At 28.1% G+C, this 14995-nt stretch carries 17 protein-coding genes; 3 read left to right on the top strand and 14 right to left on the bottom strand.

Annotated features, from left to right (window positions below; translation table 11 throughout):
- Positions 1–30: 30 nt before the first annotated feature.
- Positions 31–672, top strand: coding sequence for a MarC family protein (locus CORN_RS05170; protein ID WP_066008715.1), 642 nt, complete (start codon positions 31–33; stop codon positions 670–672).
- Here the strand turns inward: CORN_RS05170 and CORN_RS05175 are convergent.
- From CORN_RS05175 to fliW, 5 genes are read right to left on the bottom strand one after another with little or no spacing between them, the layout of a single operon-like run.
- Positions 654–1076 (bottom strand): hypothetical protein, encoded by a 423-nt coding sequence (locus CORN_RS05175; RefSeq protein WP_066008714.1) that lies wholly within the window; start codon positions 1074–1076, stop codon positions 654–656. The genes CORN_RS05170 and CORN_RS05175 overlap by 19 nt on opposite strands.
- The gene (locus CORN_RS05180) at positions 1073–1801 is read right to left on the bottom strand and encodes a hypothetical protein (protein ID WP_066008713.1); all 729 of its coding nucleotides are present in this window, start codon (positions 1799–1801) and stop codon (positions 1073–1075) included. Before CORN_RS05180 ends, CORN_RS05175 begins: the two co-directional genes overlap by 4 nt.
- Positions 1785–2081, bottom strand: a complete 297-nt coding sequence (locus CORN_RS05185; RefSeq protein WP_066008712.1) for a hypothetical protein — start codon at positions 2079–2081, stop codon at positions 1785–1787. The genes CORN_RS05180 and CORN_RS05185 overlap by 17 nt, the downstream gene beginning before the upstream one ends.
- Complete coding sequence (locus CORN_RS05190) at positions 2078–2806, bottom strand: pyrroline-5-carboxylate reductase (RefSeq protein ID WP_066008711.1); 729 nt, start codon at positions 2804–2806, stop codon at positions 2078–2080. The genes CORN_RS05185 and CORN_RS05190 overlap by 4 nt, the downstream gene beginning before the upstream one ends.
- A complete protein-coding gene (gene fliW, locus CORN_RS05195) occupies positions 2806–3201 on the bottom strand; it encodes a flagellar assembly protein FliW (RefSeq protein WP_066008710.1) in 396 nt (131 codons plus the stop codon). Before fliW ends, CORN_RS05190 begins: the two co-directional genes overlap by 1 nt.
- 173 nt (positions 3202–3374) lie before the next feature.
- On the opposite strand from fliW, the gene CORN_RS05200 reads away from it, so the two are divergent.
- Complete coding sequence (locus tag CORN_RS05200) at positions 3375–4031, top strand: outer membrane protein assembly factor BamD (protein ID WP_066008709.1); 657 nt, start codon at positions 3375–3377, stop codon at positions 4029–4031.
- The gene (gene lon / locus CORN_RS05205) at positions 4031–6409 is read left to right on the top strand and encodes an endopeptidase La (RefSeq protein WP_066008708.1); all 2379 of its coding nucleotides are present in this window, start codon (positions 4031–4033) and stop codon (positions 6407–6409) included. The genes CORN_RS05200 and lon overlap by 1 nt, the downstream gene beginning before the upstream one ends.
- A 21-nt stretch (positions 6410–6430) precedes the next feature.
- On the opposite strand, the gene CORN_RS08555 is transcribed toward lon, so the two are convergent.
- From CORN_RS08555 to CORN_RS05250, 9 genes are all read right to left on the bottom strand, one after another.
- Positions 6431–7801 (bottom strand): methyl-accepting chemotaxis protein, encoded by a 1371-nt coding sequence (locus CORN_RS08555; RefSeq protein WP_066008707.1) that lies wholly within the window; start codon positions 7799–7801, stop codon positions 6431–6433.
- 14 nt (positions 7802–7815) lie between these two features.
- Complete coding sequence (locus CORN_RS05215) at positions 7816–8307, bottom strand: PAS domain-containing protein (RefSeq protein WP_066008706.1); 492 nt, start codon at positions 8305–8307, stop codon at positions 7816–7818.
- Between the two features lie 85 nt (positions 8308–8392).
- Entirely contained in the window at positions 8393–8884 is a 492-nt protein-coding gene (gene cetC, locus CORN_RS05220) for an energy taxis response protein CetC (RefSeq protein ID WP_066008705.1), read from the bottom strand.
- A 48-nt stretch (positions 8885–8932) separates the two neighbouring features.
- Positions 8933–10144: a threonine ammonia-lyase gene (gene ilvA, locus CORN_RS05225; RefSeq protein WP_066008704.1), complete on the bottom strand. Its 1212-nt coding sequence runs from the start codon at positions 10142–10144 to the stop codon at positions 8933–8935.
- A gap of 2 nt (positions 10145–10146) precedes the next feature.
- On the bottom strand, positions 10147–10506 hold the full coding sequence (locus CORN_RS05230; RefSeq protein WP_066008733.1) for a CoA-binding protein: 360 nt from the start codon (positions 10504–10506) through the stop codon (positions 10147–10149).
- A gap of 65 nt (positions 10507–10571) precedes the next feature.
- The gene (locus CORN_RS05235; protein WP_066008703.1) at positions 10572–11744 is read right to left on the bottom strand and encodes an MFS transporter; all 1173 of its coding nucleotides are present in this window, start codon (positions 11742–11744) and stop codon (positions 10572–10574) included.
- Between the two features lie 11 nt (positions 11745–11755).
- Complete coding sequence (locus CORN_RS05240; RefSeq protein ID WP_343034279.1) at positions 11756–12178, bottom strand: MarR family winged helix-turn-helix transcriptional regulator; 423 nt, start codon at positions 12176–12178, stop codon at positions 11756–11758.
- Positions 12179–12231: 53 nt separating this feature from the next.
- On the bottom strand, positions 12232–13272 hold the full coding sequence (gene trmA / locus CORN_RS05245) for a tRNA (uridine(54)-C5)-methyltransferase TrmA (protein ID WP_066008701.1): 1041 nt from the start codon (positions 13270–13272) through the stop codon (positions 12232–12234).
- A complete protein-coding gene (locus CORN_RS05250) occupies positions 13273–14985 on the bottom strand; it encodes a Na+/H+ antiporter NhaC family protein (protein ID WP_066008700.1) in 1713 nt (570 codons plus the stop codon).
- Positions 14986–14995 lie beyond the last annotated feature (10 nt).

The raw sequence follows: 14995 nt of genomic DNA on the forward strand, positions 1-14995 counted from the left end.
TTTTGGCTTGGGAAAATAAAAGGTTGTTTTATGTTTTCAGATATAGAATCTGAAATTTATGTTATTTTACTTGCATCTGTTGCTATTATAGCAGTTTTAAATCCATTTGGAAACCTTCCTCAATTTCTCGCAATGACCGAAGGCTTAGATGCTGATACAAGAAAAAAACTTTTTAGAAATATCATTTATACCGCATTTTGTATTGTTTTAGTTTTTTTACTTTCAGGACCATTTATCATGAAATATTTATTTAAAATAGATATTAATGATTTAAGAGTTGCAGGTGGTTTGATTTTAATCATTATGAGTACAAAAAACCTACTTTTTACCCCATCAAGCAGTCAATTTCAACATTATCAAGGACTAGATCATAAAGAATTATTGAAAAAAAGTATAGTACCTATGGCATTTCCTATGCTAGTAGGACCTGGAACGCTTTCTACTATAGTGGTTATTTCAGAAGATCAAAATTTAGCTATAGCTATAGCTTCTGTATTGCTTACTTTTGCTTTTATTTTTGCTTTATTTCACTTTTCAGCCACTATTGAGAAAGTTATAGGAAAACTTGTGCTCTATGTTTTTTCACGTATTGCTTTAGTTTTCATTATGGCCATGGGGGTAAAAATGATAGCTATTGGAATTCAAACCTATATTCAATCTACTTTAGGATAAATAAAAAAACTCTTTTGTAGGAATACTTCTTCATTTACTGCTTTGTCACTATTCAGTAACACACTAATATTTACCGCTACAATACTTTTTACATTAGCATAATTTGCTACTAATTTATAATTTTTACATTCACCCAAAGGATAAGCATAATCTATTCGTATTTTTATACTATTATATTCAAAATTATATTCATTTAAACATTCTTTATCTTCTAAAAAAGCTTGATATAAAAAATATTTAGAAAGCTCTTTGGTATCATGAAGTAAAATTTTTCCTTGGGTATAAAGAGCTAAATCTTTTATAATTCTTGGAGAATATGAAGCAATTTTCACTATAAATATCAATACAAAAGAAATAAATAAAATAAAAAATATTGTATAAATCATAGCAAAAGATTTTTTCATAAAAACATCCACTTAGATAAACATTCGTTTTGATTTTTATCACATATTGAAACTTTTAGTGCCTTATCATCTTGCTTGAAAATAAGCTTTGACATATTTTGAGCTAATAAAAAAGATCGTTTATTATGATTTAAACCATCTATTTGTATATAAATATTTTCATTTTCTAAATACACCTTAACATAAGCATATAAAACAGTATAAAATCCACTAAATTTCTCATCAAAAAAATGAATTTTCTCTCTATCACTAATTAGCACTTTGTGAACTTTTGATTTTTTTATATCATAAATATACATATAATCACTAGTATATATTTTTAATTTTTTTTCGCTGTGCATATCTTTGTAATTACTAAAAATTCCCTTAGAAATTCCATTTTCTATGAAATGTAAATTACTTTTAGGACTAAAAAAACTTTCATTATTATCTAGAATAACACCACTAAAGTTAAATTCCTTTAACGAAAAATCATAAAAAATATCATCATTTGCACTCATATAACACTCAAAAGAGTTACTTGTCAATGTCACATTTAAACAAGAATGATAAATTTTTTCCATACTAAGTAAAGTTTGATTTAGATTAAAAAACACTTCATTAGATTTTTTAATTTTAAAACTGTGATTATAAAGATATATTACAGGATTACTCAAAATAACAACTAAAACACCTAAAACAATAAAGCTCAACACAAGCTCCAATAAACTAAAAGCTTTTTTCATCTATAAAAGCCTTTTTATAAGATAAGTCCTTTATTTTTAATGATTTAAATTTAAATTCATCGCTAGTATATTCCAAAAAATCATAACCATTTATATTTATTTCTTTTGCTCTATATAAAGGATTTTCTTTGAACAATTCTTTTTCTTCATTAAAAAGAATTTGATTAAAATGAATAACATTGAAAGACTTATTTGCAAATATAAGATAATAAAAACCAAAAACAAAAGATAAGATTACAATACAAAAAGCAAGCTCTAGGAGACTAAAAGCTTGCTTCATTTATTTAAACTTGCATTAAAAGCTTCAAAAAAAGTACCACGTAAAGCTCGTTTTTCCAAAGCTTCGATCCCTTTTATAGTTACTCCCGCTGGAGAACAAATTTTTTCTTTTATAATAGCTGGGTGTGTATGGTTAAACAAAGCACTAAAACTTTCAAAACTTGCACGAGTAAGCTCATAACTAAGCTCATTTTTCAAACCATTTTTTACACCTGCATTAGCTAGACTTTCTGCTACTAAAGCTAAAAATGCGGGGGCACAACCACTTAATACCATAGCCACGTCAAATTCTTTTTCATTTTGCAAACTTATGGCTTTTCCAAAAGTATTCAGCAAAGATAAAACTTCATCTTTAAATAAATCATTTTCCATTAAATACGCAGTTGTTGAAGCCTTAAATTCAGCTGCTGTATTTGGCATAATTTTTATATGATTTTGTGCATTAATACAATGAAGTTGCTCAAAAGTGGTATTTGCTAAAACTGAAATAAGCCATCTTGCCTTGCCTTTTAATTTGCTAGCCACTTCATTTAAAGCATAAGGTTTAAATGCTAAAATAACATTTTTGTCTTCTATATCAAATTCTTCATAAGACAAAATTTCTAGATTTAAGCTACTAGCTTTTTTTAAATCCCTAGCAACAATAACTACTTTATAATTATCTTTTAAACCTTTAGCTATAGCACTAGCCATAGCACCATTTCCTAAAATATAAATTTCAGACATTATTTTGTTTGCTTAATGAAAGCTGAAATCTTCTCAGACTGAAAATAATTAGGATATTTGCTTGTATCTAAAATAACTTGCACTAAAGAATTGTTATCATAATTCATCACAACAGGTGCTAAAAAATTTACCGTAGATTCTTCTAATGGTTCATTAATAGCTACAATAACAAATACACCAAAATTAGTTTGTTCATTTAATGCTAATAATTCTTGATAATAATCAGGCACTTCAAAATCATAATCAGGACGAATCATATAAGGATCAATCAGCACAAAAGAAAAATCTTTACCGTCAAGACTTTTAAGTCTATAAAAAACTTCATCTATTTTATAAAAGTTCATATTTTTGGTATCTTCAAACCCCAAAATAGGACATTTAACTTCTAAGTTCATTTTGCCTCCTAAAATCTATTGACTAAGAAATTACAACTCATTAAGCAATTTTAGTTCCAACTTTAAAAACACTAATTAATATTTTTTGATTATAATTTTAGTTTTAAAAATTAACATTTTCATAAACATAAAAACATTATAATTACAGATTATTAAATTTATAAGGTAACACCATGAAAAAACTTTTTATTTTTTCACTTATTATTGCAGGTTTATTTTTAGGAGCTTGTAGCTCAAAAAAAGCTGAAGATTTATACAATCTAAGCTCTATGGAGTGGTATCAACAGATTATAAAAGATTTACAAGAAAAAAATCTCGAAGCAGCTGATAAACACTATACTTCAATGGCAGCTGAACATATAGCAGATCCTTTATTAGAGCAAACTTTACTTATATTAGCACAAGCTCACATTAGTGAAGAAGAGTATGAAATGGCAAATTTTTATTTAGATGAGTATTTAAATAAATTTGGCGATTCAAAAAATGTAGCTTATATACGATATTTAAAAATTAAAGCTAAATTTGATTCTTTTGCTGTACCAAATCGTAACCAAACTTTAATGCTTAAAACCATAGAAGAAATCAAAGAATATAATCAAAATTATCCCAATGTACAATACAACGATTTAATCGATACTATGCTTACTAAATTTAATCTTGCTGTATTTTATCTTGATACAAGTATAGCTAAACTATATGAGAAAAAAAATAGAGAGCAAAGCTATGAAATTTATAAGCAAAAAATAGAAAATTCCGATTTTAATAAAATTGATATGATTAAACCAGAACTTCCATGGTATAGAAAAATATTTGAAGAAGGTATAATGTAATGAAATTAGAAAATACTCAAAACTATCCGACAAAACTTCCTATTCTTGTAGAAGATGAACTTTTTTTATACCCTTTTATGATAACACCTATTTTTTTAAACGATATTCAAAATATCAAAGCCTTAGATACTGCTTTGCAAAATGAAAGTATGATTTTTGTAGCACCATCAAAAATAGAGGGCGGGCGTGGTTTTGATGATATATATGATTGCGGGGTAATAGGGACTATAATGAGAAAGGTTCCACTACCTGATGGCCGTATTAAAATTTTATTTCAAGGCTATGCTAAAGCTAAGATTGTTGAGAAAATCTCAGACGATCCTTTATTTGCCTTAGTTGATTTAATCCATCAAGAACCAATTTGCAATACAAAAAAAGAAGCTATCATTGAGGTGGTAAGAGAAAAAGCTAAAGCTTTATCTACCGTAAGTCACTATTTTCCACCAGATCTTTTAAGGACTATAGAAGAAGATGTTGAACCTAGTAGAATTTGTGATTTAATACTTAATTCTATTAAAATCAAAAAACAACAAGCTTATGAATTTTTTATAGAAACAAATTTAGAAACAAAACTTTTGAATTTAATTGATTATTTAGCCAAAGAAATCGAAGCAAACAAAATTCAAAAAGAAATAAAAAACAAAGTTCATTCTAAAATTGATAAAGTCAATAAGGAATATTTTTTAAAAGAGCAACTCAAACAAATCCAAAGAGAACTTGGAAGCGATATACAAAAAGAAAGCGAAGTAGAAGAATACAATAAAAAATTAGAAAAGAAAAAAGCTTTTATGTATGAAGAAGCATATAAAGAAATCAAAAAACAAATTCAAAAATACGAAAGAATTCACCAAGATAATTCAGAAGCTTCTATGGTGCAAACCTACATAGAAACAGTTTTGGATATACCTTTTGAACACTCTTCAAAGAAAAAACTTAATCTAAAAGATGTATCTTCGCAACTTAATAGCGATCATTATGCCTTAGAAAAACCAAAAGAGCGTATTGAAGAATACTTTGCAGTTAAAGAGCTTCTAGAAAAACGTAAAATTAAAGACAGAGATGGTGCTAAAGTTATTTTATGTTTGGTTGGCCCTCCAGGTGTTGGTAAAACTTCCTTAGCAAATTCAGTTGCAAAAGCATTAAAAAGAGAATTAGTTCGCATAGCTTTGGGTGGCTTAGAAGATGTAAATGAATTAAGAGGACACAGAAGAACTTATATAGGAGCAATGCCAGGACGCATTATACAAGGACTCATAGAAGCAAAACAAAGTAATCCTGTAATTGTGCTTGATGAGATTGACAAATTAAGTCGTAATCATAGAGGAGACCCGAGTGCAGTTTTACTTGAAATTTTAGATCCTGAACAAAATACAAAATTTAGAGACTATTATTTAAATTTTAATATTGACTTGAGTAAAATTATATTCATAGCTACCGCAAATGATGCAAGTTTAATCCCTGCAGCTTTAAAAGATAGAATGGAATTTATAGAACTTAGTTCTTACACTCCTCAAGAAAAATTTCAAATAGCAAAAAATTATCTCATACCAGATGAAATCAAAAAACATGGTTTAAAAAAAGAAGAAATTAATTTCAATGATGAAGCCATTGAATTAATGGTCAACGAATACACAAGAGAATCTGGTGTAAGAAATTTAAGAAGAAAAATTGCTGAAGTTTGTAGAAAATGTGTCAAAAAACTTCTTTTGAATGAAAATACAAAAAACATCAAGATTAATGCTAAAAATTTAAAAGACTTTTTAAGTAAAAAAGTTTTTGAAATTGAAAAGCACGAAAAAGAAAACAAAATCGGTCAAGTAAATGGCTTAGCATGGACTGCAGTGGGTGGAGATGTATTAAAAATAGAAGCTATCAAAATCAAAGGCAAGGGTGAGTTAGCTCTTACAGGAAGCTTAGGTGATGTGATGAAAGAATCAGCAAAAATTGCCCAAAGTCTTGTTAAAAATTTAATTGATGAAGGGCAAATTAAAACACCAAAGAATCTTTTTTACAAAGAAGATGAAAGCATCTATAATCAATACAATCTTCACATCCATGTACCAGATGGAGCCACACCTAAAGATGGACCAAGTGCTGGTATCACTATAACAACAGCTATTGCTTCTATTTTTAGTGATAAAAAAGTAAGATCAGATGTTGCAATGACTGGAGAAATTGATTTAATGGGTAATGTTTTACCAATAGGCGGATTAAAAGAAAAACTAATCGCTGCATATAAAGCCGATATTAAAATAGCTATAATTCCGCATAAAAATTATGATAGAGATTTAAAAGATATTCCTGAAGAAGTAGTGAAAAATATGAAAATTATTGGAGTGAAAACCCTACAAGAAGTATTAAAAATATCCCTTATTTAGAACTAGAAGCTTTTTAAGCTTCTAGTTTAATTTATCCATAATAACTTTACTTTCTTTTTCCAAATCACGTATATCGTTTATAATCAAATCATAGTCTTCTTTTGTTATATTTTCTTTTCTAGCTATTTCTATAGCCTTATTTGCAGTATTTTGTATTTTTTCGCTCTTAGAATCCATTTCATTTTGAGAAATTAAAGGACAGAAAATACTTTTAGCATCTTCATCTTTACATAAAGTGGAAATTGGGTCTAAATCTTGCAGTTTATCCTGAGAACCATTTAATGTCAAATAAACATCAGATTTGTATAATATATGATCAATCTTCATAGCAGATAATGTTAAGTCAGAAGCAAAATTGACAAATTCTTTACCTAAATGAGTACTTTTGTCTTCCAACTCTCCAAATGCTTTGCTAAAATCCATAATCTTACCATCTGAAGAATTTGCTATACCATAGACTTTTTCACTATTTTCTTGTATAGAACTAATTTCCTGATTCATCACTTGAATTGCCAGAGTAATCTCTCCTGTTGCTTTTTGAGTTTTTTCAGCAAGCTGACGCACCTCATCAGCAACAACCGCGAAACCTCTTCCATGTTCACCTGCACGAGCTGCTTCTATAGCTGCATTTAAAGCAAGTAGATTGGTTTGATCAGCTATATCTCTAATTACCTCTACAATAGCATTAATACTTTGAGCATTAGAAGCAAATGTATCTACTGCATTTTTACTTTCATCAGCTACTTGCATCATAGTTGAAATAGATTCTTGTAATTCGTTTATTTCTCTTCCATTTTTTTGTGCTGTATCTGAAATAACCTTAATATCACCAAAAACTTCTCTCATTAATTTAATAATTTTATTCAAAGAAGAAGATAAATCGTTTAAATTTTTATTTTGACTATTTAAGCTCAAATCCATTAATTCTCTAGATAAAGCATTTTTAAAGACAGATTTTCCTGTTTTTTCTATATCATCAAGAGCTTTATTTATAAAATTAATATTATGAACAAAAATTCCTTTTAAACCTTCAGGAATAGCTCTTCTAAAGTACTCTCCTTTTTGTGAACAAGCAATTGAGGTGTTAATTTCCCTTAAATAAGCTTCCAAACCATCTATGGTGTTGTTAAGATTATCTGCAATTTCTTTTAATTTTTTATTCCTACATTTAATATAGATAATCCTTGAATCAAAATTACCATTTTTTAGTTCTCTACTAAGATTTAAAATCTTATCACTAAATTCTTCTTCTTTTTTGAAAATAAAAAGAGCATACATAAACAAAAAAAATAAAACCAAAAACAAGCCCAAAGAAACAAACTCTGCAAAAAATAAAGACCATCCACACGCTAATATACTTAAAGCAATACCAGTAAATAAAATACTTTTCATAAAAAATCCTTTCTCTATTTTTGAATTTTCATCATTAATTCATTATAAGTCATTCCATAAGATTTTACTATTTTATCTAATTCCTCGATTCCTGATTTAACACCTTCATCTTTTTCCTTTCTCAAAAGAATTTTATAAATTTCCTCTATTGTCTTAATAGCTTCTGGTTTTGGCTTTCTTCTTACCGAATAATAATCTAAAATATTCCCATTTGTATCACAGGAAGCTGTAACATTTGCAAAAACCCAATAATAATCATTATACTTAGTTTTATTTTTAACAAAAGCAAACACTTCTTTCTTTAACTGAATATTGTCCCATAAATATTTAAAAACAGTTCTAGGCATATCAGGATGACGCATAATACTATGCGGTTTATACAAAATCTCATCAATTTTATAATCAGAATATGTCAAAAAATCCTCATTGGCATAGATGATTTCACCTTTTAAATTTGTCTTTGATGTTATCAAAACATCTGAAGTTAAAATTTTTTCCAAAGACATAATATAACCCCTTAATTTGAAAAATTAAAAAAGAGTTATTTTATCTTATTTAATAACAATATTTTATAAATAAAATTTACAAAATTCATTTTTGAAGCTCTAAAATCAACTGATTATAACTCATACCATAAGAATTAACTATTTTAATAAGTTCTTCTACTCCGGCTTTTATTCCACCTTTTTGCTCAGCTTCTATAAGAATTTTATAAACTTGTTCCATAATAGGTATAGCTTCTCTTTTAGGTTTTCTTCTTACTGAATAATAATTTATAATATTACCCTGCTCATCAAATGAAGCTGTGACATTAGTAAAAACCCAATAATAATCGTTTTGTTTAGTTTTATTTTTTACAAAAGCAAAAATTTCTTTTCCTTCTTGTATATAATCCCATAAACACTTAAAAACCGTTCTAGGCATATCAGGGTGACGGACTATATTGTGAGGTTTGTATAAAATTTCCTCCATCTTATAGCCTGCGTATTTTAAAAAATCAGCATTGGCATAAATGATATCACCTTTTAAATCTGTTTTAGAAGTTATCAAAGTATCTGACTCTAAAATCTTTTCTTTTAACATATTTTCCCTTGGCTTATAATTTATTTATAAAATATTATATTTTATTTTTTATAAAATTTCATTAAAATTAAAACCCTTATCAAAAAGAATTTTTCTTACAAGCTCTTGATGTTCTTTCCCCTTAGTCTCCAAAGTAATAGAAATCATAGCATCACCATATTCAAGTTTAGTAGAAAATCTATCATAATCAATCTTAACTATATTAGCCTGTGCTTCTTTTATAGCATCACTTAGAGCACTTAACGCCCCTGGTTTATCAATTAAGGTAACATTAATAAGCATCTTTCTAAAAGCTTTAAACAAACCTTTTTCTATGATGATATTTAACATTTGCACATCAATATTTCCACCACTTAAAACTGCACCAACTTTTTTATGGTTTTTTAAATCTAATTTTTTATGTAAAAGTGCTGCAACTACAGATGCTCCAGCACCTTCAACTGTCAACTTATGTTTTTCAAGTAAATACAAAACTGCATTAGCTATTTCTTCATCATCTACCTGGATAAATTCATCAACACATTCAAGAATAATATCGAAATTAATTTTATTTACATCTCGAACTGCAATACCATCTGCTATAGTCCTAACAGACTTAGAATTTATAATTTTTTTATTTTTAAAACTTTCATACATTGCAGGAGCTCCTTTTGCACTTACTCCTACTATTTTTATATTAGGATTAATTTGTTTTGCAGCACTAGCAATACCACTAATCAACCCACCACCACCAACTGGGGCTAAAATCATATCTAAATCACTTACCTCATCAAGCATTTCAAGCATTAATGTGCCCTGCCCTGCCATAATACTTTCATTTTCAAAAGGATGAATGAAATTTAAATGGTGTTCTTTAGCATAATTTAATGCATAAGCATAAGCTTCATCAAAATTATCTCCTTTTAAAATCACTTTTGCACCTAAATTTCTAGTTGCACTTACTTTTAACAAAGGCGTAGCTTCAGGCATAACAATCACAGCTTCTATGCCAAATTTTTTAGCACTGATAGCCACTCCTTGTGCGTGATTTCCTGCACTTGCTGCTATTACCCCAGCTTGTTTTTGTTCTTTAGTTAAATTAGCTATTGTATTATAAGCTCCTCTGATTTTATAAGCACCTGTTTTTTGCAAATTTTCACACTTTAAAAAGACATCTGTTTCTAAAAACTCACTCAAAAAAGAAGAATGCACGAAAGGGGTTTTTAGCACAAAATCTGCTATTTTTTGTTTTGCTTGATAAATTTTATTTAATTCAACCATGATTATCCTTTTTGTAATTCTATTTTTATACAACAATCTTGAACACAATTTATACCATATTTTTGACATTTTTGCATTATTTCATTATTAACAACACCAAGTTGCATCCAAAAATTTTTAATATTTTTAGTTAAAAGATCTTCAAAAATTTCATTTGCAAAACTTGCTTTTCTAAACATCACAACCGTATCAATTTCATCAGGAATTTCTTTTAAATTTCTATAAACCTTTTCATTTAAAATAAAATCCTCTTTAGGATAAATAGGATAAATCTTATAGCCTAAATCTTGTAAATACTTACTTACTAAATGTGAAGGTTTTTCTTGGTTAGGACTAAGTCCTATAATGGCAATATTTTTCATAGAATTTAGTATTTTATGAGTATCCAACGCTTTTCCTTTTTAAAAATATTGTATCTAAAATCAAATTAATAAGTATTTTTTTTGATAATCAATATATAATACAAAACCAAAGCTATCCCGACCAAAATCGCACAAAAAACATAAACATTTGCAAAACCTATACTTGGCTCTATAATACCAAGCAAATAAGGACTCACCCCTATACCAAAATCTAAGGCTATAAAAAACGTAGAATTAGCCAAACCCATTTTTTCTTTAGGAGCAAGTTTTATAGCTAAAGCTTGAGCACTTGAAGTAGCATTAGCATAACCTAGCGCACAAAAAACTCCAGCTAAAATAATCATATAAAAGTTTAAAGCAAAGGCAAGTAAAAGCAAACACGCTATAAAACATAAAAAGGAAAAAATCATCACAATATTAGCACCATATTTATCAAATACTTTACCAGCAAGCGGTCTAAAAACTATAGAAAAACCAGCGTACACTACAAAAAACATAGAACCAGCAAAAGCTAAATTTAAACTTTGGGTATAAGCACTCATATAAGCTATAATGGCACCAAAAGGGCATGCGAGTAAAAAGGTTATTAAGGCCAAATTTAAAACTGATTTTTCAAAATAATTATAAATGCTAAATTTTCTTTTTATATGATGATGTTTTTTAAATCTTCTTACTTTTAAAAAAATAGATAAAACCAAAGCAAAAACAATACTCAAACAAGCTATTAAAAAACTAAGCCAAAATTGATTGATAGAGTCAAGTTTTATGGCCAAAAAAGGGCCTAAAGCTGAAGTCAAAACAACGCTTGTAGCATAATACCCTATACCAACTCCTCTTTTATTACTAGGTATTATCCTAGCAATAGCTGCTCCACATGCACAAGAACAAATTCCATAACAAACTCCAGCTAAAAAACGAATCAAAATTAAAAAATAAACATTATAAAATTTCAAATACATCAAATTAATAAAAAAATAAAACAAAAGTGAAAACACAATCACTTTTTTTATATTAACATCATCAATAATAGAACCAAAATAAAGCCTAGAAAGCAAAGCCCCTATAACAAAAGCTCCCATGATAAGACCTGCAGTGCTAGTTTGAAGATTTAAAACATCTAAAGCATAATCTGTACTAGAAATAGTACTCATATAAAAAACAAAACAAATAACAAAATTTATCCCAAAAATACAGAAAAAATTAATATTGAACAAATTATATTTTTTACTAAGACCCATAAAAAACCTTTCTAAATTTTTTTATTAATATAATCAAGTAATTTTAAAAGCTTTTCTTGGTCTTGTGAATTTAATATACCTAAAATTTCCTTTTCATATTGTCTTATACAAAAGTTTGCATCAAAATAAACTTCTTTGCCTTTAGCACTTAAAGTGATGATTTTTTCTCTTTTATCATTTGCCTTTAAAAACTCTATATATCCGAGTTTTCCTAATTTAGAAACAACTCTAGAAAGTATAGCCTTATCCATCTGGTAAAACTCACATATTGGAGCCAAAGTGCTATTTTGATGATGATTTAAATATACAAAAACTCTCCAATCACTTGACTTTAACCCAAAAGGTTCTAAAATTTCATTGATTTTATAGAGTATTTTCCTATTTGTATAGGTAATTTTTTGAAAAAAAATAAAAAATCCTTTATAAAAATTAATTGACTAAATCAACTTTTTTATAATAACAAAGCTTGCATAAATTCAAACTTACACTAAGCTTTTTTTCTTAAATATACTCCGCATTCAAGGTGAGGTGTATTGACAAATTGATCAAAAAAGGCAAATCTTGAGATTTTATGACTTTGACATAAAATCTCAAGATTTTCTTTTAAGCTAATAGGATTGCAAGAAATATAAATGATATTCTCATAATGTTTTATAAACTCGACTACGCTTAAATCAAGTCCTGATCTTGGAGGATCAACCAAAACGTGAGACATTTTAAAACTATCTAAATCTACCCCTTTTAAACGATTAAATTCTCTTTCTTTTTTTAAAGCTTGACTTAATTCTTCGCTAGAAAGTCTTGTAAAAGTTATATTTTCAATAGAATTTAAAACACAATTTTCTAGAGCAAATTCAATATTTTTTTTGGAAATTTCAGTCGCTAAAACTTTACCAAAATATCTTGCTAACGCTATAGTAAAATTTCCATAACCACAATAAAGCTCTAATAAATCTTGTCTAAAATCATTCTCTATACAAGATAAAACCCATTCAATCATCTTTTCATTAATAAAGGTATTAGGTTGGATAAAACAATCATTATTAAACTCATATAAAAATTCTTTAGTGTTAATATTCAAAATCTGTCTTAAGATTTCTCCATTAAATACAAGTTTCTTACCTCTACTTCTTGCTATGAGTTTAAGATTTAATCTTGTTGCCAATTCTTGTAAATCTTGCGCGATTAGCTCTATATTTTTATGATAAAGCAAAGTTATACTTAAATCTAATTTTGTAGCTAAAAACTCCACCCCAAAAAGCTTATGTTTTAAATTTTCATTTAAATTACACAATAAAATAGACATATATTTTTGAATTTTTTCATCTGCTATACTAAATTTCTCAATAGGAATTTTTTTCTTATTTTCAAACATTGCATAAAAAATTTCCCCATTTTCATGATGATATATAGAAAATTCTGCTCTAGTTCTATAAGCTTTTAAAGGTGATTTAAAACACTGAATTTCTCCATCATATAAAGAAGAAAACAATGCTTTATTTAAAGCAATTTTTTCTTCAAAATGCATTTATACATCTACCTTTTTACCAACTACAAAAAGTAAAGCTATCATAGCTAAGATACCAAAAACAAGTCCAAGCCATACATTAAGTCCTAATGCTACCGGTAAATAACCACAAAGTATACTAATAGCACAAACACTCAAAGCATAAGGCATTTGAGTGCTAACATGAGCTAAGAGATCACATTTACTCCCCATAGATGAAAGTATAGTTGTATCAGAAATTGGCGAGCAATGATCTCCAAAAATAGCTCCTGTCAAAACCCCTGAAATATTAATAATCATATATTGGTGCAATTCTACTCCGCTTAATTCATTATGAACCCCAACAGCCATAGCCAAAGGAATAGCTAAAGGCATTAAAATACCCATAGTCCCATAACTAGTTCCCGTTGAAAAAGAAATAATAGAAGCAAAAATAAAAATTGCAGTAGGAAGCAAGTAAATAGGTGTTTTATCCGAAAATAAATCAATTAAATATTTAGAAGTTCCTAGATCTTTAATCACAGAAGCTAATGACCATGCACAAAGTAAAATAATCACTGTCATAATCATAGTTCTCCAACCGTGAGTCCAAATTGCAATTGCTTCTTTTAAAGTAAATATTTTTCTATACATTCCTAAAATAATAGCTACTATGGTAGCTAAAAGTGCTGCTTGAAACAATACTACCGAAGCATCAGCTGCTCCAAAAGTTTCTCTAAAAGCAAATAAACTAAGTGGTGCTACATCAATTTGTGCTTTAATACTTGCATCATCTAAAGCATTATAACCACTAAAATAAAAACCTATGAATGAAAAAACGATCAAAACACCTAAAGGTATGATTGCATTAGAAGCTTGTAGTTTTATATGCTCTTTTGGTTCTAAAACCTTATCTTCTATATTGTCAATTTGCTCATGTCCATGAGAAAACTTACCTGCTCTAGCTCTAAGTTCAGCTTTTAACATAGGTCCAAATTCTCTACCTGTATAAATAGTCAAAATAACAAAAATCAACATAAAAAGATTATAAAATCTATAAGGTAGGGTTTGTACAAAAATTTCAAAAGCATTAACCTCTTCTTTTGCTATGCCAAGATGAGCAAAAGTTGCATTATCGATTAGATCATATCCACTACGAATCAACGAAATTTCAAGTCCTATCCAAGTAGAAATAATAGCAAGACCAGTAATTGGTGCTGCGGTTGCATCCATAATAAAAGCAAGTTTTTCCCGACTCACTCTAAATTTATCAGTAACTGGACGCATGATAGGACCTACGATTAATGAGTTGGCATAATCATCAAAGAAAATAAAAATCCCCATACACCAAGTAGCAAATTGCGAACTTTTTGCTTGCTTGGCCTTAGTAGAAAGCCAAACAGCTACAGCTTTTGTTCCCCCTGTTTTGGTAATGAGTGCCACAACTCCGCCTATAGTTAAAACTTGTAATAAAATACCTGCATTTCCTGGACTTGCCATAGCATTTACTACTTTAGAAATAAATCCAGTAAAAGAAACTATAATCGCATGATAAATGCTATTTTCAATAAGTCCTAACATAAAAGTACCGCTTAATGCACCAATAAACAAAGAAAGTACTACATCTTTAGTAATAAAAGCTAAAATAATAGCTATTACAGGTGGTAAAAGCGTCCAAATTCCAAAAAGCTCTGCATTTACTTGTGCATCAGCAAATAACAATAAAGGAGTTAATAGTAAATAAAAAATTTTCATATCTTTCCTT

Source organism: Campylobacter ornithocola, assembly GCF_013201605.1.
Taxonomy (GTDB): domain Bacteria; phylum Campylobacterota; class Campylobacteria; order Campylobacterales; family Campylobacteraceae; genus Campylobacter_D; species Campylobacter_D ornithocola.

Bases quoted from the DNA above. Each gene is read 5' to 3' on its own strand.
- CORN_RS05170 (WP_066008715.1), top strand. From the start codon at position 31: ATGTTTTCAGATATAGAATCTGAAATTTATGTTATTTTACTTGCATCT.
- CORN_RS05175 (WP_066008714.1), bottom strand. From the start codon at position 1,076: ATGAAAAAATCTTTTGCTATGATTTATACAATATTTTTTATTTTATTT.
- CORN_RS05180 (WP_066008713.1), bottom strand. From the start codon at position 1,801: ATGAAAAAAGCTTTTAGTTTATTGGAGCTTGTGTTGAGCTTTATTGTT.
- CORN_RS05185 (WP_066008712.1), bottom strand. From the start codon at position 2,081: ATGAAGCAAGCTTTTAGTCTCCTAGAGCTTGCTTTTTGTATTGTAATC.
- CORN_RS05190 (WP_066008711.1), bottom strand. From the start codon at position 2,806: ATGTCTGAAATTTATATTTTAGGAAATGGTGCTATGGCTAGTGCTATA.
- fliW (WP_066008710.1), bottom strand. From the start codon at position 3,201: ATGAACTTAGAAGTTAAATGTCCTATTTTGGGGTTTGAAGATACCAAA.
- CORN_RS05200 (WP_066008709.1), top strand. From the start codon at position 3,375: ATGAAAAAACTTTTTATTTTTTCACTTATTATTGCAGGTTTATTTTTA.
- lon (WP_066008708.1), top strand. From the start codon at position 4,031: ATGAAATTAGAAAATACTCAAAACTATCCGACAAAACTTCCTATTCTT.
- CORN_RS08555 (WP_066008707.1), bottom strand. From the start codon at position 7,801: ATGAAAAGTATTTTATTTACTGGTATTGCTTTAAGTATATTAGCGTGT.
- CORN_RS05215 (WP_066008706.1), bottom strand. From the start codon at position 8,307: ATGTCTTTGGAAAAAATTTTAACTTCAGATGTTTTGATAACATCAAAG.
- cetC (WP_066008705.1), bottom strand. From the start codon at position 8,884: ATGTTAAAAGAAAAGATTTTAGAGTCAGATACTTTGATAACTTCTAAA.
- ilvA (WP_066008704.1), bottom strand. From the start codon at position 10,144: ATGGTTGAATTAAATAAAATTTATCAAGCAAAACAAAAAATAGCAGAT.
- CORN_RS05230 (WP_066008733.1), bottom strand. From the start codon at position 10,506: ATGAAAAATATTGCCATTATAGGACTTAGTCCTAACCAAGAAAAACCT.
- CORN_RS05235 (WP_066008703.1), bottom strand. From the start codon at position 11,744: ATGGGTCTTAGTAAAAAATATAATTTGTTCAATATTAATTTTTTCTGT.
- trmA (WP_066008701.1), bottom strand. From the start codon at position 13,272: ATGCATTTTGAAGAAAAAATTGCTTTAAATAAAGCATTGTTTTCTTCT.
- CORN_RS05250 (WP_066008700.1), bottom strand. From the start codon at position 14,985: ATGAAAATTTTTTATTTACTATTAACTCCTTTATTGTTATTTGCTGAT.